General features: G+C 71.0%; 12 protein-coding genes. 11 read left to right on the top strand and 1 reads right to left on the bottom strand.

Going from position 1 to position 18381, the window contains the following annotated elements:
• Positions 1-85 precede the first annotated feature (85 nt).
• The 7 genes from obgE (at position 86) to ACIBK5_RS28750 (ending at position 12042) form a co-directional block, all read left to right on the top strand.
• Positions 86-1522 carry a GTPase ObgE gene (obgE, locus tag ACIBK5_RS28780; protein ID WP_399023890.1) on the top strand — a complete coding sequence of 479 codons (1437 nt, stop codon included), beginning with the start codon at positions 86-88 and terminating at the stop codon, positions 1520-1522.
• 136 nt (positions 1523-1658) lie between these two features.
• Positions 1659-3158, top strand: a complete 1500-nt coding sequence (locus tag ACIBK5_RS28775) for an FG-GAP-like repeat-containing protein (protein WP_399023888.1) — start codon at positions 1659-1661, stop codon at positions 3156-3158.
• The gene (locus ACIBK5_RS28770; protein WP_399023887.1) at positions 3155-4645 is read left to right on the top strand and encodes an FG-GAP-like repeat-containing protein; all 1491 of its coding nucleotides are present in this window, start codon (positions 3155-3157) and stop codon (positions 4643-4645) included. The genes ACIBK5_RS28775 and ACIBK5_RS28770 overlap by 4 nt, the downstream gene beginning before the upstream one ends.
• Before the next feature lie 168 nt (positions 4646-4813).
• Entirely contained in the window at positions 4814-6361 is a 1548-nt protein-coding gene (locus ACIBK5_RS28765) for an alkaline phosphatase D family protein (protein ID WP_399023885.1), read from the top strand.
• A gap of 467 nt (positions 6362-6828) precedes the next feature.
• A complete protein-coding gene (locus tag ACIBK5_RS28760) occupies positions 6829-8325 on the top strand; it encodes a D-ribitol-5-phosphate cytidylyltransferase (protein WP_399023883.1) in 1497 nt (498 codons plus the stop codon).
• 202 nt (positions 8326-8527) lie between these two features.
• The gene (locus ACIBK5_RS28755) at positions 8528-10630 is read left to right on the top strand and encodes a hypothetical protein (protein WP_399024057.1); all 2103 of its coding nucleotides are present in this window, start codon (positions 8528-8530) and stop codon (positions 10628-10630) included.
• Between the two features lie 203 nt (positions 10631-10833).
• Positions 10834-12042: a glycosyltransferase family 2 protein gene (locus ACIBK5_RS28750; protein WP_399023881.1), complete on the top strand. Its 1209-nt coding sequence runs from the start codon at positions 10834-10836 to the stop codon at positions 12040-12042.
• 66 nt (positions 12043-12108) lie between these two features.
• On the opposite strand, the gene ACIBK5_RS28745 is transcribed toward ACIBK5_RS28750, so the two are convergent.
• Positions 12109-14142, bottom strand: a complete 2034-nt coding sequence (locus tag ACIBK5_RS28745) for a hypothetical protein (protein ID WP_399024055.1) — start codon at positions 14140-14142, stop codon at positions 12109-12111.
• A 317-nt stretch (positions 14143-14459) separates the two neighbouring features.
• On the opposite strand from ACIBK5_RS28745, the gene proB reads away from it, so the two are divergent.
• From proB to ACIBK5_RS28725, 4 genes are all read left to right on the top strand, one after another.
• Positions 14460-15566: a glutamate 5-kinase gene (gene proB, locus ACIBK5_RS28740; protein ID WP_399024053.1), complete on the top strand. Its 1107-nt coding sequence runs from the start codon at positions 14460-14462 to the stop codon at positions 15564-15566.
• A gap of 134 nt (positions 15567-15700) precedes the next feature.
• Positions 15701-16159, top strand: a complete 459-nt coding sequence (locus ACIBK5_RS28735) for a hypothetical protein (RefSeq protein ID WP_229845472.1) — start codon at positions 15701-15703, stop codon at positions 16157-16159.
• 104 nt (positions 16160-16263) lie between these two features.
• Positions 16264-17550 carry a glutamate-5-semialdehyde dehydrogenase gene (locus ACIBK5_RS28730; RefSeq protein ID WP_399023879.1) on the top strand — a complete coding sequence of 429 codons (1287 nt, stop codon included), beginning with the start codon at positions 16264-16266 and terminating at the stop codon, positions 17548-17550.
• A gap of 166 nt (positions 17551-17716) precedes the next feature.
• Positions 17717-18319: a hypothetical protein gene (locus tag ACIBK5_RS28725; RefSeq protein ID WP_399023877.1), complete on the top strand. Its 603-nt coding sequence runs from the start codon at positions 17717-17719 to the stop codon at positions 18317-18319.
• Positions 18320-18381: the final 62 nt, after the last annotated feature.

Below are 18381 nucleotides of genomic sequence, written 5' to 3'. Positions count from 1 at the left end.
GGAAGCGGGTCCGCCTTTCGCGTGTTGGGCAGAGAACAACCCCGTACGACCCGTACGGATACGTACGCAACTGGAGGCACACACCATGACCACCTTCGTGGACCGCGTCGAGCTGCATGTCGCCGCGGGTAACGGAGGCCACGGCTGTGCCTCCGTCCACCGCGAGAAGTTCAAGCCGCTGGGCGGCCCGGACGGCGGCAACGGCGGTCGCGGCGGGGACGTGATCCTCACCGTCGACCAGTCCATCACCACGCTTCTCGACTACCACCACTCCCCGCACCGCAAGGCCACCAACGGCAAGCCCGGCGAGGGCGGCAACCGCTCCGGCAAGGACGGGCAGGACCTGGTGCTCGCGGTGCCGGACGGCACGGTGGTGCTGGACAAGGCGGGCAACGTCCTCGCCGACCTGGTTGGGCACGGCACGTCCTTCGTCGCCGCGCAGGGCGGCCGGGGCGGGCTCGGCAACGCGGCGCTGGCCTCCGCGCGGCGCAAGGCGCCCGGCTTCGCGCTGCTCGGCGAGCCCGGGGACCTCCAGGACGTCGTCCTGGAACTGAAGACGGTCGCGGACGTGGCGCTCGTCGGGTATCCGAGCGCCGGTAAGTCGTCCCTGATCTCGGTGCTGAGCGCCGCCAGGCCGAAGATCGCCGACTACCCCTTCACCACGCTGGTGCCGAACCTCGGTGTCGTCACGGCCGGTTCGACCGTGTACACGATCGCCGACGTGCCCGGGCTGATCCCCGGGGCCAGCCAGGGCAAGGGCCTTGGCCTGGAGTTCCTGCGCCACGTGGAGCGGTGCAGCGTGCTCGTGCACGTCCTGGACACCGCCACGCTGGAGTCGGACCGCGACCCGGCCTCCGACCTCGACATCATCGAGGAGGAGCTGCGGCAGTACGGCGGGCTGGACAACCGCCCGCGGATCGTCGTCCTGAACAAGACCGACGTACCGGACGGCAAGGACCTGGCCGAAATGGTGCGGCCCGACCTGGAGGCGCGCGGGTACCGCGTGTTCGAGGTGTCGGCCGTGGCGCATCTGGGGCTGAAGGAGCTGTCCTTCGCACTCGCCGATCTCGTGGCCACGTCCCGGGCGGCGAAGCCGAAGGAAGAAGCCACGCGGATCGTGATCCGGCCCAAGGCCGTGGACGACACGGGCTTCACCGTCACCCGCGAGGCCGACGGCCTGTTCCGGGTGCGCGGCGAGAAGCCCGAGCGATGGGTGCGGCAGACCGACTTCAACAACGACGAGGCGGTCGGCTACCTGGCGGACCGGCTCAACCGGCTCGGTGTCGAGGAGTCGCTGGTGAAGGCGGGTGCCCGGGGCGGCGACGGCGTCGCCATCGGACCCGAGGACAACGCGGTCGTCTTCGACTGGGAGCCGTCCCTGACGGCCGGGGCGGAGATGCTGGGCCGACGGGGCGAGGACCACCGGTTCGAGGGTGAGCGCCCGGCCGCGCAGCGCCGTAGGGACCGGCAGGCCGAGAGGGACGAAGCGCAGCAGGAGTTCGACGACTTCGAGCCGTTCTGAGTTAACAAAGAGCAAATTCGCGACCGACTTTGATGCAACCAAGTCGTTCTCCGGGGTGTCGTACAGGGCAGAGCGGATGAGGATCTTGTTCCTTGCCGCGTAGCAACTGCCCATGCGATCAACGGAGTTGACGTACGTGCCCCAGTCCACGAGCAAGCGCAGGGTCAGCCGAGGTCTCGGAGTCGCGGCGGCGATCGCCGTCGTCGCCGCCGTCACCGCCCCGGTGGCCGCGCAGGCCGCCGGGGCGGCCGACGCCACCCCGGCCGCCGCCTCGAAGCTCCACGACGACTTCAACGGCGACGGCTACCAGGACCTGGCAGTCGCCGCCCCGTACGGCAAGGTCGACGGGAAGGCCCAGGCCGGATACGTGGCCGTCGTGTACGGCTCGGCCAAGGGCCTCGACCTCGGTCACAAGCAGGTCATCAGCCAGAACACCCCGGGCATACCGGGTGCGGCGGAGGCCGGCGACTACTACGGCGAGGGCATCGCCGCCGGTGACCTCGACGGCGACGGCTACGCCGACCTGGTCGTGGGGGCCCCGAGCGAGGACGTCGGCGAGGTCACCGCCGCCGGCACGCTCGCCGTGCTGTGGGGCGGCAAGCAGGGCCTGTCCGGCGGTACGGCCGTCGCCACCGGCACCGAGGAGGACCGGGTCGACTCCGAGACCCCGGCGCTCGGCGACTTCGACGGCGACGGCAACCTGGACCTCGCCACCGGCAACCGCCTGCTGTCCGGGCCGTTCGACCGCACCACCGGCGCGGCGAAGAGCCGGACCCTCGCCCTCGAGGCCGAGTACGTCACGGACGACGTGGCCGCCGGCGACGTCGACCACGACGGCATCACGGACCTGGTCGCGCTCATCCACGACCGCAGCGACGACGACACACACGACCCGGACGCCAAGCAGCGCCGCGCGGTCTACCTGCGCGGTACCTCCGAGGGCCTGAGCGCCCCCGCCCCGGTCAGGAACCCCGACGGCACGCGCACCCGCGGCGGCGAGAGCCTCGGCATCGGCGACGTGAACAAGGACGGGTACGGCGACCTCGTCATCGGCCGGCCCGTCGACGGCTCCGGTGAGGTCGAGGTCGATCCGCAGCTCAAGGGCGGTCAGATCGGCGTCGTGTACGGCTCTGCCGACGGCCCCGACACCTCCCGTACGACGGTCGTCACCCAGGACACCCCGTACGTGCCCGGCGCTTCGGAGTGGGGCGACGGGTTCGGCCGGGGCATCTCGGTCGCCGACATCAACAACGACGGCTACGCGGACGTCTCCACCGGCAGCCCGAGCGAGAGCATCGGCGAGGTGTACGCGGCCGGCCAGATCACCGTCCTGAAGGGCGGCAAGTCCGGGCTGACCGGTGACGGCTCGTACAGCATGAGCCAGAACACCAAGAACGTCCCGGGCGACGTGGAGCAGAACGACTTCTTCGGTGCCGACACCAAGCTCCTCGACGTCAACGGCGACGGCCGGGCCGAGTTGTTCGCCGGTGCGACGGGCGAGAACCGGGACGGGGGAGTCTGGGCGTTCCCGAACCCCGTCAACGCGCCCACCAACACGGGCTCGGTCAGCTTCGGCGCGGGCACCCTCGGCACGGTCGCGGACGGCTCCGCCCTCGGCTCGGGCTTCGCCCGATGACCGCCCGGTACCGGTCCCACCGCGGACGGCTCGTGCTCGCCACCGGCGTCGCCCTCCTGGCCGGCGCCCTGGTGGTCCCCGCCGCGCCGGTGAGCGCCGCACCTGCCGCCGCCGAGCGTCCGGGCGACGACTTCAACGGTGACGGCTACGCCGATCTCGCCGTGGCCGCGCCGACCGCGACCGTCGGCGGCAAGAAGGGCGCCGGCTATGTCGCCGTGGTCTACGGCACGGCGAACGGGCTGAACACCACGAAGCGGCAGGTGTTCAGCCAGAACACGGCCGGCGTGCCCGGCAGCGCCGAGACGGACGACGCCTTCGGCAGCACCCTGGCCACCGCCGACGTCGACCGCGACGGATACGCGGACCTGGTCGTCGGCGCGGGCCGCGAGGACACGGCCGACGGCGGTGTCGACTCCGGTCTCGCCGAGGTGCTGTGGGGCGGCCCGAAGGGGCTGTCCGGCGGTGCCGTACTGGCCACGGGGAAGGAGCACGACCGGCTCGGCGCCGAGGGGCGTCTGGCCCTCGGTGACGTCGACGGCGACGGTGCCGAGGACCTGGTGACCGTGGAGAACCAGTTCAACCTGCGGGTGCTGGGCGGCCCGTTCGCCCGGGACGGCTCCACGCCCCGCGACGAGCAGATCCTGCGGGACGAGTTCGACACCCGCGTCCTCGACCTGGCCACCGGCGATGTCAACGGCGACGGTGTCACGGACGTCGCCGCCACCCAGAACGACGGCGACGAGTGGGACGCCCGCCGGGTCGTGTACTGGCCGGGCTCCCGGCAGGGACTGAAGCCCTACCTCACCGTGGAGGGCGCCGACGGCTACCGGATCCAGGGCGGCGAGAACCTCGACGTCGGGGACATCGACCAGGACGGTGTCGACGACATCGTGGTCGGCCGGGCCGTCACCGGCTACGACAGCGACCTCGACACCCCCGCCGCCAAGGGCGGCAGGGTCACCTGGATCCCGGGCACCTCGAACGGGCCGGACGGCACCAAGGCCACGCACCTCAACCAGGACAGCGCCGGCGTGCCCGGCAGCGCCGAGGCGGGCGACGGCTTCGGGACCGATGTCCGGGTCGGCGACGTCGACGGCGACGGCTACCCGGACGTGGCGACCGGCCTGCCCGGCGAGAACCTGGGCAGTGTCGCCGACGCGGGCGCGGTCGTCGTCCTGCGCGGCACCGCGAAGGGGCTCACCGGCGCCGGCGCCCAGGTCGTCACGCAGAACACGCCCAATGTGCCGGGCGCCGCCGAGAAGGGCGACACCTTCGGCAAGGCCGTCCATCTCGCCGACGCGAACGGCGACGGTCTGGCCGACCTGGCCGCCGGCGCGCCGGGGGAGAACGGCAACGCCGGGTCCGTCTGGTACTTCAGGTCCGGTCCGACGACCGTCGTGAGCCCGAACGGCACCACGACCTTCGGGAACACCCTCCTCGGCACCACCGCCACAGGCGCCCGGCTCGGCACCGGATTCGCCGGCTGATCACCTGTCAGACTCGCCCCAGCAACGGCTTGTTCCGATGCTGGCGGCGAGTCTCTTTTTGTCTGCTTAGTTGTCATGTACGTGAACCCCGGCGTTCAGCGGGCGGGTCGCCCGCGAGCGTGAAGCTTCCCAGTGTCCAAGTGGCCAGCGAGGTAAGGGAGTCAGCCGATGACAGCAGGATCGCCCGACCGACGCCGCTTTCTGACCGCCGGCGCCGCGGTGCTCGGCGCCGCCGCCTCCGCCCAGCTGTGGCTGCCGGCCGCCGCCCGCGCGGCCGAGACACCGCTGCCCGACGGTGTGTTCAGCCTCGGCGTCTCCTCAGGTGACCCGCTGCCTGACGGCATCGTGCTGTGGACCAGGCTCGCCCCCGACCCGCTGAACGGCGGGGGCATGCCCGACCGGGTGGTGCCGGTGGAGTGGCAGCTCGCGGAGGACCCGCGGTTCAGAAAGCTCGTCCGCCGGGGCACCGCCCAGGCCCGGCCCGAGTACGGGCACAGCGTTCACGTGGACGTACGCGGGCTGCGCGGGGACCGTACGTACTGGTACCGCTTCCGCACCAGCGGGCAGCTCTCGCCCGTCGGCCGCACCCGCACCGCGCCCCACCCCTACAGCTCCGGTGGCTCCCTGCGCATGGCCCTCGCCTCCTGCCAGAACTGGCAGCACGGCTATTTCACGCCATACGCAGACATGCTGGATCAGGACCCCGACATCGTGGTGTTCGTCGGCGACTACATCTACGAGTCCACGCCCTCGGCGACGGGCGTACGACGGCACGAGGGCACCGGCGAGCCGTTCAGCCTCGCCCAGTACCGCAACCGGTACGCCCAGTACCGCACCGACCCGGACCTCGCGGCGATGCACGCGAACGCGCCCTTCGTGGTGACCTTCGACGACCACGAGGTGGACAACGACTTCGCGGGCGATATCCCGCAGGACCCCGACAAACAGCCGCACGACGCGTTCGTGGCCCGGCTGACCGCGGCCTACCAGGCGTTCTACGAGCACATGCCGGTCCGTGCCACCGCCGTCCCCGACGGCCCGCACATCCGGATGCACCGCCGTCTGGAGTTCGGCCGCCTGGCCCGGCTCAACGTCCTGGACACCCGGCAGTACCGCAGCGATCAGGCCACCAGCCAGGCCGGGGCCCAGGACCCGTCGCTGACCATGCTGGGCGCGCAGCAGAAGCGGTGGCTGCTGGACGGGCTCCAGAACTCGCCCGCCCGCTGGAACCTGATCGCCTCCCAGATCATGATGGCCGAGACGGATCTCAAGGTCGGCGAGGGCAAGCTCTGGTTCTACGACGCCTGGGACGGCTACCAGGCCGAACGCAACCGGTTCCTCCAGGAGTTCAAGCAGGTCCGCAACCCCGTGGTGCTCTCCGGCGACCGGCACCTGACGATGATCAGCGACCTCAAGGAGGACTACGCCGACCCGGACTCCGGGGTCGTCGGCGCCGAGTTCGTGGGCACCTCCATCTCCAGCAACGGCGACCAGGACCAGGAGGCGTTCCGCAAGGAGTGGGACCCGCGGCGCCCGGACAACCCGCACTGGAAGCTGCTCGACGCGTACCGCGGCTACCACCTCTTCGACGTCCGCCGTGACGGCATCGACGCGCAGGTGAGGGTGGTCGACACCGTGCGGCAGCCGACCTCGACACCGAGGACGCAGGCGAGGCTGCGGGTCGAGGCGGGCCGGCCGGGCGTCGAGGTGGTCTGACGGTCCTTTTGACCACGGAGCGAACGGGAGCCTGGGACTCATCGGAGTCCCAGGCTCTTCCCTTACCCCCACCGAGATCGAAATGCTGCGGAATCTTTACCGAGAATTACGCGGCAATGGGCGGCCGGCGAGCGGTATTCGGGACTTGCCCGCGACGGCGCCGCGACGCTTATGGAGAACGCGTGCCGTCCCCTGCCCGGGAAGGTGAAGACCGGACCGCGGCCACCGGTCCGTGACGACCGCCACGGCCATCGGATGCCACGCGACACCGGCAAGACGCGTACCGTGCAGCAGACACCGTCCATGGAACTCGTGAAGGCTTCACGGAGTCGCCCCACCAATCACCGGCACCTCAAGGTGAATGGCAGGTTGCGCGCACATATGTGGCGAAGGTCGCTCACCTTGCACTGCGGTAACCACAAGTGGGACCATTTCCAAGTTCCCTGTCGCCCCGAGGTAGGTCACCTGTGTCCCAGCACATAGCCAAGCCCCGTACCACCGCAGTGATCCTGGCTGGTGGTACCGGTCAGCGCGTTGGTCTGTCGATCCCCAAGCAGCTGCTGAAGATCGCCGGCAAGGCAGTCATCGAGCACACGCTGACCACCTTCGAGAACGCCGACTCGATCGACGACGTCATCGTGCTGATGGCGCAGGGCTATGTGCCCGACGTCGAGAAGATCGTGGCGAAGGCCGGATTCAAGAAGGTCTCGAAGGTCATCGAGGGCGGCTCCACGCGGAACGAGACCACCGAGCGCGCCATCGCCGCGCTGGGCGAGGGCCTGGCCGAGGGCGAGGACGCCAACGTCCTCTTCCACGACGCCGTGCGCCCCCTGCTGTCCCAGCGCGTCATCGACGACTGCGTCGTGGCGCTGGAGCGCTACCAGGCGGTCGACGTGGCCATCCCCTCCGCCGACACCATCATCGTCACGCGCACGCACGGCGAGGACGGCGAGTTCATCACCGAGATCCCGGACCGCTCCCGGCTGCGCCGCGGCCAGACCCCGCAGGCCTTCAAGCTGTCCACGATCAAGCGGGCCTACGAGGTCGCCTCGAACGACCCCAACTTCCAGGCCACCGACGACTGCTCCGTCGTGCTCAAGTACCTGCCGGACGTGCCGATCCACGTCGTCGCGGGTGACGAGTACAACATGAAGGTCACGCAGCCCGTCGACGTCTTCATCGCCGACAAGCTCTTCCAGCTCGCCTCGACCGCCGCGCCGGAGCAGGTCTCCGAGGAGGCCTACCGCGAGCTCCTCACCGGCAAGACCATGGTCGTCTTCGGCGGCTCCTACGGCATCGGCAAGGACATCGGCGAGCTCGCCGAGTCCTACGGCGCCAAGGTCTACGCGCTGGGCCGCTCCACCACCGGCACCCACGTGGAGAACCCGGAGGAGGTCGACGACGCCCTGTCGAAGGCGTACGCCGAGACCGGCCGTATCGACTACGTGGTCAACACCGCGGGCGTGCTGCGCATAGGCAAGCTCGCCGAGACCGACAACGCCACCATCGAGGAGGCGCTGAAGGTCAACTACCTGGCACCGGTGCAGATCGCCCGTTCGTCGTACAAGTACCTGTCCGAGACCAACGGTCAGCTGCTGCTGTACACCTCCAGCAGCTACACCCGCGGTCGCGCCGAGTACAGCCTGTACTCCTCGACCAAGGCCGCCATGGTGAACCTCACCCAGGCCCTGTCCGACGAGTGGGCCGGCGACGGCGTCCGCGTCAACTGCATCAACCCCGAGCGCACCGCCACCCCCATGCGCACCAAGGCGTTCGGCCAGGAGCCCTCGGGTTCCCTGCTGTCCTCCGAGGCCGTGGCCCGCACCTCGCTCGACGTGCTGCTGTCCGAGCTGACCGGCCACGTCATCGACGTCCGCCAGCAGGACCCGACGGCCGGCGCGGCCCGGGCGTCCGGCTTCGAGGGTGCGCTCGCCTCGGTACTGGACCGGCAGGACGGCGTGTAATAATTGGCGCCAAATAGACTCCGGTAATTCAGGCCTCTGCGCTCTCCTGTTAACGAAGTTCGTCGACAGGAGTGTTCGCAGGGGCCTGAATCCATACCGTCCCGCGAATATTCACAGACCAGCCGCATTTTCGAACCAGACCGGCACACCCCTCCCAAGAGCAGGTTTCTCCGTGATATCCACCGCTATTCGCGTCGCCCGGGTGGGCAGTGCGGCCCAGCTGGCCGCGGCGGTCCTCATGATGGCGGGCTACCCCGCCCTCATGCTGGCCGCGCTCGTCCCGAGCGTCCCCGCCTTCGCGGCAGCGGCCGCCGTGACGTACCTGGCGGACCACTATCTGCACCGCAAGGGCAGCTATCTGATCAACCGCCTCAGCAAGGTGCGGGCCGGCCTGTCGATCCGCTTCCTGATCCGGCAGCTGCTCCTCGTCCTGCTGCTGGCCCGGCTGTCCCTGGCGGACAACCTGATCTACTACGGCGCGATCGCCTGCTTCATCGCCTTCTACGGTCTTCAGGCCCCGCACGGCGCGCTGGTCCAGCTGATCCGCAACCGCCGCCGCATGCCGGTCGCCACCCGCAACGTGGACCTGAAGTCCCGCATCCGCATCCCGGACGCCCCGCCGCGGGGGCTGCTGCACCGCTCCGCCGAGAAGATGCTCCACCTCGACCTCTTCGCGGTCGCCGGCATCCTGCTCGCCTCACAGGTGAAGTCCGCCCTCGTCGGCTTCGTCGGCATCGGCATCACGGTGGCCCTCGGCACGCTGTACGTGCTGGCGCTCGTGCCGTACGTGCGCGGCCGGAAGATCCCGCCGAACGCGGAGCGGGTCCTGGCCGCCGTCGACGACTGGCTGGGCGAGTACAAGCCGGAGACGGTCCTGTACTTCTCCGGTTCGAAGGACTCCGCCTACCAGGTCAACATGTGGCTGGACACCATGGAGAACCTGGACTCCAAGCCGCTGATCATCCTGCGTGAGCGGGCCATCCTGAACAATCTGGCGCCCACCACGGTCCCCGTCGTCTGCGTGCCCGGAGGGGTGCACCTGATGAACCTGGACCTGTCCACGGTGCGTGTCGCGCTCTACGCGGCCAACGTCGGCAAGAACATCCACATGCTGCGCGTGCCCACGATCAAGCACGTCTTCATCGGCCACGGCGACAGCGACAAGCTCGCCAGCGTCAACCCGTACAGCAAGGTCTACGACGAGGTGTGGACGGCCGGCCGCGCGGGCCGCGACCGCTACGCCATCGCCGACGTCGGTGTCCGCGACGACGACATCGTCGAGGTCGGCCGCCCGCAGCTCGCCCCGATCCAGACCTGGCAGGGCGTGCCCGACAGCCGGATCCCGACGGTGCTCTACGCCCCCACCTGGGAGGGCTGGGACGGCAACCCGGGCAACACCTCGGTCGTACTGGCCGGCGAGAACATCGTGCAGCAGCTCGTGCAGGCCGACCCGCCGGTCCGCGTCCTGTACAAGCCGCACCCGTTCACCGGCAACGTCAGCAAGGAGGCCGGCGCCGCGCACCGGCGGATCGTCGCCCTGGTCCAGAAGGCCGCCGCCGAGCGCGCCATCGACACGCGCTTCGTCGCCGACACGGCCGTTCAGGCCGACGCCAAGGCCGAGCTGGCCCGTATCGAGGCCCGGCTCGCGCAGCTCTCCGGCTCCGGCGGCGAGCGGCGCGACGAGGCCGAGGCCACCCGTGACGGGCTGGTCGACGTCGCCCGGCACGAGGAGGTCGCCCGGCTGCGCGCCGAGTGGAACGACGCCTACTGGCGTTCCTTCCCCGCCTGGGAGCACCGCGTCATCACCGGCGCCGACCCGCGGCTGTACGACTGCTTCAACGTGTCCGACGCGATGGTCTCCGACATCTCCAGCGTGGTCTCCGACTTCATCGCGAGCGGCAAGCCGTACGCGGTCACGGACTCCGCCGAGGTGGGCGTCGAGGAGTTCAAGCGGAACAACACGGCGGTGCGCGCCGCGGTGATCCTGTCCAACAGCGCGGCCGAGCTGGGCGAGCTGCTCGGCGCCGTCCGTGACCGGGCCGCCGATCCGCTGGCCGAGGACCGCAAGGAGCTCAAGCAGTACCTGCTGGGCCCGGACGAGCCGACCTCCCTCGTCCAGTTCAACACCGCCGTCGCTGACCTCGCGCTCAAGGCCGAGACGCGCAACGTCGGCCAGGAGTCACGGGTGGCGGCCGCCCTGGCGGACGCCGAGGTGGACGCCGAGGCCGATGCCGAGCTGGCGAACGCCGTGCCCGGGCAGCGGGCGTCCGCGGCCGGTGACACGGACGGTGTCGGCGCCGGCTGACCCGAGCCGCCTGCATCAGGGCTCGGCCCCGAGGAGTCTCCTCCTCGGGGCCGAGCCCTTTCGTGTGCCCGCTGTCTGTCAATTCATTGTGTGACGTGTCCCACTAACACGTGCGTGCGAGGCAACCGCTTGCCTCGATCACCCGTCTACCAAGTAGCGAATGAGGCGATACGGGGGGAATATCCCATTGACTAGGGGGAAACGTGACCGTTGCGCAGCCTGATGTGAGTGTGATCATCGGGGCGTACGAAGCGATGCCGTATCTGATCGAGTGCCTCTCGTCCGTCGAGGCACAGACCATCGATCCAGAGCGCGTCGAGGTCATCGCGGTGGACGACGGATCGACGGACGGTACGGGGGAGTACCTGGAGAAGTTCGCCGAGCGCGCTCCCATGCGCGTCCTGGTGGTCCGGCAGGAGAACTCCGGCGGCCCCAGCGGCCCGCGCAACGTCGGCCTGTCCAAGGCGACCGGGCGTTATGTCTTCTTCCTCGACGCCGACGATCGGCTGGGCCCCGAGGCCCTGGAGCGGATGGTCGGCATGGCCGACCGCGCGGGCACGGACGTCGTCCTCGGCAAGGTCGAGGGCGTCAACCGCTCCGCGCCGAAGTCCATGTGGGGCAAGACGGTGGAGCGGACCGACGTCTTCTCCTCCAACATCAAGTTCACGCTCAGCGCGCAGAAGCTGTTCCGCCGCGAGCTGCTGGACCGGCACGGCATGCGGTTCGACGAGTCGCTGTTCACCGGCGAGGACGCGCTGTTCACCATGGAGGCGTACCTCCGGGCGGACGGCGTCTCGGTGGTCGCCGACCACACCTGCTACTACCTGGTCGGCCGCGACGACGGCAAGCACGTGACCAAGAGCGGCAGTTACGCGCTGCGTTTCGACTCCGCGCGTGCCCTGATGAACCTCATCGCCGAGCACGTCCCCGCGGGCGCGCAGCGCGACCAGCTGATGCTCCGGCCCTTACTCGTCACGCTGCTCCCGCAGTTCGGGCCCAAGTACCTCACGGACAGCGAGGAGATCCGCCGGCACAAGTTCGAGCTGGCCAAGCCCCTGCTGGACGCCCACTGGACCGAGGGCGCGGCCCAGCGCCTCAAGGTCCACGAGCGGCTGCGGCTGCACCTGGTCGCCGAGCAGCAGCCCGAGCTGCTCATCGAGGTCGTGAAGTTCGTCAAGGCCAAGAAGCAGGCGGCGGCGCTCCTGGAGCGCAAGGGCCGCCGCGTCTACCTGGCCTACCCGCACTTCCGCGACCGCGCCGCCGGCATCCCCGACTCGGTGTATCTCGCCGAGCCGCGCGAGGCCCGCGCCTTCCCCGGCTACCGCGAGGGCGGCGCCCACACGTTCGTACGCCGGGCGGTACGCAAGGCGCGGCGGGTGCTGACGTCGCGCGAGGTGCGGCCGGCGGCGTGAGCACGGCTGCGGGGGCCGGCTTTCGCACGGCCCCCGCGTTCACCTCTCGTTGGCTGCTGTCGCCGCTCAGCGGGGCGCGGTCGGGACCGCTGTCCCGGTGCGCTGGCTGGGCAGCGCCGTCAGCCGTTCCGCCACCCGGGCCCGGTGTTCCCCGGCCGACCGGCACAGCTCCCGTACGGCCGCGTTGAAGCGCTCCTGTGACGACGGCTCGGCCGGGCCCAGCAGACGCAGCTTCAACGCGGCGCGCGCGTCGGCCAGTTCGTCCTTCTCCGGGTGCCGGACCGATTCCAGCAGGGCCGGCACGCCGCCGGCGTCCGGCGTCAGCACCGTCGCCGCCACCACCGTCGGGAACGCAGCGCGGAAAGCGTCCTCGCTCAGTCCGCTGGTGTTCGCCACCGCGTACGGCTTCTCGCTCGCCAGGAAGTCGCTGATCACGCTGGACACATCACTGACCAGCAGGTCGGCCGCATCGAAGCAGGAGTACAGGGCGGGCCGGACATCCGTGATGATCTGGTGCTCGCCCTCCGGCAGCGAGGCCCAGTACGCCTCCTCCCAGGCCGCCGTCGCCCGGGCCACCGCCTCGGCCCGGCCCGGCTCCGGCGCCGACTGCGCCCGCATGCGCTCCGCCGTGTCGGCCCCGGCGCGGAAGTCGGTCGTGGTGAGGCGGTCCAACTCCCTGGTGAGACGGTCGAGCTCGACGTCGCTCGGGGGGCGTGTCCCTGTCCGCTCCCGGTTCGCCGCCCGGATCAGCTCCCGGATCCGCAGATCGGCAGCGCCCGCGCGCGGGTCCACCGACCCCGTCAGCGGATGCGGCTTGTACAGCAGCCGCACGCCCGGGTCGGCGAGCAGCGCCCGCACCAGGTTCTCCCCGGCCGCGATCACCGAGGTGTTGCCGGGGTTGCCGTCCCAGCCCTCCCAGGTCGGCGCGTACAGGACCGTCGTAGACGCACCGGCCGGCGGGCCCGCGTACGGCCGTACGGCGTCCAGCTGCGGGCGGCCGGTCTCCACCACGTCCTTGTCCTCGACACCCACCTCGGCCAGCGCGTACCGCTCGCGTGCGGCGGGCCCGGCCACCCACACCTCGTCGTAGGCCTTCGCGTACGGGTTGCACGAGGACAGCTTGTCGCTCTCGCCGTGGTTGACGAAGGTGTGCTTGATCGTGGGGATGCGCAGCACCTGGGAGGTCTTGCCGGAGTTCGACGGGTGGATCAGTACCTGCAGCGTGGAGTGCTCGAGACGCATCAGCGTCGACACCTTCGGCAGGCAGACGACCGGGATGTCCGTCGCCGCGAGCTTCTGCACCATGAACCGCTCGCGCAGCACGATGACCGGCCTGCCCTCCACCCGCGCGAGGGGCTCCAGCCACATGTTCGCCTGGTAGGCCGAGGCGGCGCCGCCGGAGAAGTACAGGCCGACGGTCGGCCGGTACGCGGCCAGCCACGCGTCGAACCACTCGAGCACCTCCTGCTCACCGGCCGGGCGGCGGCCCGGCAGCAGCCGGAGCAGCAGCGCGCCGAGGCCGGTCAGCGCGAGGAGGAGGGAGAGCCCGATGCCCGCCGCCGCGTACACCGGCTCGTCACCGGGCGCGGCGGCCAGCAGCCCGGCCGTCGCGGGCAGGCCGAACACCAGCAGCCGGTGACCGGGGCGGCGCAGCAGCAGGGCCGGGGCCGGGGACAGCCGCAGTGCCGAGGCGTCGATGTTCCGGGTCACCACCGGCAGGGTGCGGGTACGTCGCACCAGTACGGAGAACGCCTGGATCGCGCAGTGCAGCACGTAGAAGGCGAGCAGCCCGGCCACCAGCGGGGCGTACACCGTCTCCCGGTCCTGCTCGCCGAGCCGCAGCAGACCCACGACCAGCAGCAGGTCGCGCAGGACGTGCCGCACGGTGATGTCCGCGTGCGACTTGGCGAACAGCGACAGCACCCCGCGCTGCCACCGGTACAGGGCGCCCTCCGTCATCAGGGAGACGGCGGTCGCGGCGAGCAGCAGCGGTACGTGGGGCAGCAGCGCCGCGACCGCCTGAGCGGCGAACGCGGCGGCCAGGACGACGGTGACCAGCCCCTTCAGCAGGGCCGGTGGACGGGGAAGAGGTAGGGGCACTGCGGTCACTCCAGGAGCGTCGGGTGTCGGCGCAGGTCGGCCGTCCGGGTTAACGCGCGGCGACCTCCTGACGACACGCGCGTGTCGCCGGAGCGTAGGGGGCCTGTCGGTCCGCTGTGTCGTCGGACCGTAGCGGAAGATCGCGTTCCTGTCGTGGGGTGGGACGGAAACAGCGCGGCTGCCGTCCCGTGACGTGGGCGGCACCGTCCGTAGCGTGGACCGGCGCCGCGGCGTGCCTCGCCGTCCCGTAGATTTCCTGGTGAGGGACCGAATCGACGCGAGGGGCGGACGGGGACGTGGCAGGGGCAAGGCAGGCCGTGGGCGAGGCCCGCAGAATCGTCGTCAAGGTCGGTTCCTCCTCGCTGACCACCGCCTCGGGCGGCCTGGACGCGGACCGCGTGGACGCGCTGGTCGACGTGCTCGCCAAGGTCCGCAGCGGCGGGGAGCGGGAGATCGTCCTCGTCTCGTCCGGCGCCATCGCCGCCGGCCTGGCCCCGCTGGGGCTGCGCCGCCGCCCCAGGGACCTGGCCCGGCAGCAGGCCGCCGCCAGCGTCGGCCAGGGCCTGCTCGTCGCCCGCTACACCGCCTCCTTCGCCCGCTACGGCGTCCGCGTCGGCCAGGTGCTGCTGACCTCCGACGACATGAGCCGCCGCGCCCACCACCGCAACGCCTCACGCACCCTCGACAAGCTGCTCGCGATGGGTGCCTTCCCGATCGTCAACGAGAACGACACCGTCGCCACGGACGAGATCCGCTTCGGCGACAACGACCGCCTCGCCGCCCTGGTCGCCCACCTCGTCCACGCCGACCTGCTGGTCCTGCTGTCCGACGTGGACGGCGTCTACGACGGCGACCCCGCCAAGCCCGGCACCTCCCGCATCGCCGAGGTGCGCGACCCGTCCGACCTCGCGCATGTCGAGATCGGCAGCGCGGGCAAGGCCGGCGTCGGCACCGGCGGCATGGTCACCAAGGTCGAGGCCGCCCGGATCGCGGCCGCCGCCGGAGTCCCCGTCGTGCTCACCAGCGCCATCCACGCGGCCGACGCCCTGACCGGCCAGGACACCGGCACTTTGTTCCACCCCACCGGCAAGCGCTCCGCCGACCGGCTGCTGTGGCTTCAGCACGCCTCCACCCCGCAGGGCGCCCTGACCCTGGACGACGGTGCCGTCCAGGCCGTCGTGGACCGCCGCAAGTCCCTGCTGCCGGCCGGGATCGCCGCCGTCGAGGGCGAGTTCAGCGCCGGCGACCCGGTCGAGCTGCGGGACGGCACGGGACGGGCGGTGGCCCGCGGGCTCGTCAGTTTCGACGCCAAGGAGATCCCCCGGCTGATCGGCCGCTCGACCCGCGAGCTGGCCCGCGAACTCGGGCCCGCGTACGAACGCGAGGTCGTACACAGGGACGACCTGGTGGTCCTCCACCCGTAATAGGCCGAAACATCCGCCCCCGGTGGTGGACGTTCCGCAAAATCGCCACGCGATCCCTTGCGGCCTGCTGAACTTTGTCCCAGGGCAATATTCCGCAGGAGCACCACTGTGCAAAGGAGGCCGTCGTGAGACGAGTGCGCCCTGGGGCCACGGCGTCCCGTGGTGGTGCCGGCTCCCGCGCGGCCGGTGACGAGCGCGCCCTCACCAGTGTGGCGGCCGGGGACCGGTTCCAGGGAGAGGAACCCGGGGACATCCCGCGCCTGTGGCACGTCACCCTCAGCGTCTCCGGCCGGGAGGCCCCGCTCACCGAGGTCCGGCGCGCCCTCGAACAGCTCGCCCACGACCACCCCTTCCTCCTGACCAGCCGCTACGCGGTCGACCACGCGGAGATCCGCTACTGGGAGGAGGCCCGTGACCTGCACGACGCGGCCGCCGTCGCCCTGCGCCTGTGGGGCGAGCACCGGCAGACCGCCGGGCTGCCGCCCTGGGAGATCGTCGGCCTGGAGGTCATCGACCGCGCGACCTACCACCAGCGCATCGCCGAGGGGTACGGACCGCCCCCGGCGTCCCCGGTCGGAGTTCATCCGTTCTGACCCCTCCAAGGGGTGTCTCGGGAGGGCCCCGGGGGTGTCTCGGGGGTGTCTCGGGGTGTGAAACGAACGATGAACGGACCGGCCCGGCGCACTACGCTTCTTTCATGACCACGCTTTCGCCGTACGACTCGATGTCCCCGGTCACCGAGGCCGCCTACCGCGCCAAGGCCGCCGCCGCGAGCCTCGCGCCGCTGCCGCGGGCCGACAAGGACGACGCGCTGCTCGCCATCGCGGACGCGCTGGAGGTCCGTACGAGCGAGATCGTCGAGGCCAACGCCAAGGACGTCGCCAAGGCCCGCGAGGCCGGCATCAGCGAGGGCATGATCGACCGGCTCACCCTCACCCCCGAGCGGGTCCGCGCCATCGCCTCCGACGTGCGCGACGTCGCCGCGCTGCCCGACCCGGTCGGCGAGGTCGTCCGCGGCTCCACGCTGCCCAACGGCATCGACCTGCGCCAGGTCCGCGTGCCGCTCGGCGTCGTCGGGATCATCTACGAGGGCCGGCCGAACGTCACCGTCGACGCCGCCGCCCTCTGCCTGAAGTCGGGCAACGCGGTCCTGCTGCGCGGCTCCTCCTCGGCCTACCAGTCGAACTCCGCCCTCGTGCGCGTCCTGCGCGACGCCGTGGGCGGGGCCGGGCTGCCCGCCGACGCCATCCAGCTCGTCCCCGGCGAGAGCCGCGACAGCGTGCGCGAGCTGATGCGCGCCCGTGGCCTGGTGGACGTGCTCATCCCGCGCGGCGGCGCCTCGCTGATCAACACGGTCGTGCAGGAGTCGACCGTCCCGGTCATCGAGACCGGCACCGGCAACTGCCACGTCTACGTCGACGCCGCCGCCGACCTCGACATGGCCGTCGACATCCTGATCAACTCCAAGGCCCAGCGGGTCGGTGTCTGCAACGCCGCCGAGACCCTCCTGGTCCACCAGGACATCGCCGCCGAGTTCCTGCCCCGCGCCCTGGAGGCCCTGGCCGGCGCCGGGGTGACCGTGCACGCCGACGAGCGTGTGCAGGCCTTCGCCAAGGACTCCGAGGCGACCGTAGTCGAGGCGACGGCCGAGGACTGGGAGACGGAGTACCTGTCGTACGACATCGCCGCGGCCGTCGTGGACTCCCTGGACAAGGCCGTCGAGCACATCCGGCTGTGGACCTCCGGCCACACCGAGGCCATCGTCACGACCTCGCAGCAGGCCGCCCGCCGCTTCACCCAGCTGGTCGACTCGACCACCGTCGCCGTGAACACCTCCACCCGCTTCACCGACGGCGGCCAGTTCGGCTTCGGCGCGGAGATCGGCATCTCCACGCAGAAGCTGCACGCCCGCGGCCCGATGGGCCTGCCGGAGCTGACCAGCACCAAGTACATCGTGACCGGGGACGGGCACGTGCGCCGCTGAGCGCCAGCGGAGCCGCTCCTTATGCAGCGCGCCAGCGCGCTGCCGCGTGGGTATGTGAAGTGGCGCATATGCGTGCGGCAGGGGCGGACCGGCCGGGCGTGCGCCGTGTGGAGCCTCGTGAACGCCGTCTCAACCGGCGGATGAATTTCCATACCGTCTGCCCAAATTGACCCCCCAGGTCTACTCTGGATCCGTGCCGGAGGACGTGGGGGGCACGCCGTTTCCGGACGGCTGGGAGCCCGACGACGACCACGACCGCGGGGTGTCGGACGAAGAGTTCGCCTCCGTGGTCTTCGACGAGGCCTTCGTACGCGCGGCCGTGGTGCACGAGCCGACCGCCGTGGAGCGCCTCCTTGCCGCCGCACAGGCGAGAGCCGAGGCCTCCGAAGCGGAGGCGCGCCGCACCCACACCAGAGGCGAGCGCTACGACGACGGGTACGGCACCGAGGGACATGGCGATTTCGGCCATGATCCCGACCTCGACGAGCTGGACGACCCCGACATCCTCGAGGACCACTACGGCGGCACGGGCCCGTACGGCAAGCAGGTCCGCTGGCACCGCCCCGTCGCCTGGCTGCTCGCCCTCGTGATGGGCATCGGCATGGTCGCGCTGGCCTTCACGGCGGTCTACCGGGGCGCGTCCTCGAACCGCCAGGAACCCCTGCCGGCGCCCACCTCGACCGGGCTGGAACAGAGCGGTGGCGCGACCCCCTCCGCGTCCGCCGACTACACCGGACCCGCCGTCTCGGTGATCCCCCGCACCCCCTGACCGGAACCCGCCTGTCCTGGTGAGAACCTGTCAGAACTTGTCATGGAGCGGGGCGTTTACCT

The organism is Streptomyces sp. NPDC050546, assembly GCF_044457425.1.
Classification (GTDB): domain Bacteria; phylum Actinomycetota; class Actinomycetes; order Streptomycetales; family Streptomycetaceae; genus Streptomyces.
This window is presented reverse-complemented; position numbering and strand designations above follow the sequence as displayed.

Coding starts and splice junctions, on each gene's coding strand:
- obgE (WP_399023890.1), top strand. CDS start 86: ATGACCACCTTCGTGGACCGCGTCGAGCTGCATGTCGCCGCGGGTAAC.
- ACIBK5_RS28770 (WP_399023887.1), top strand. CDS start 3,155: ATGACCGCCCGGTACCGGTCCCACCGCGGACGGCTCGTGCTCGCCACC.
- ACIBK5_RS28765 (WP_399023885.1), top strand. CDS start 4,814: ATGACAGCAGGATCGCCCGACCGACGCCGCTTTCTGACCGCCGGCGCC.
- ACIBK5_RS28730 (WP_399023879.1), top strand. CDS start 16,264: ATGACCACGCTTTCGCCGTACGACTCGATGTCCCCGGTCACCGAGGCC.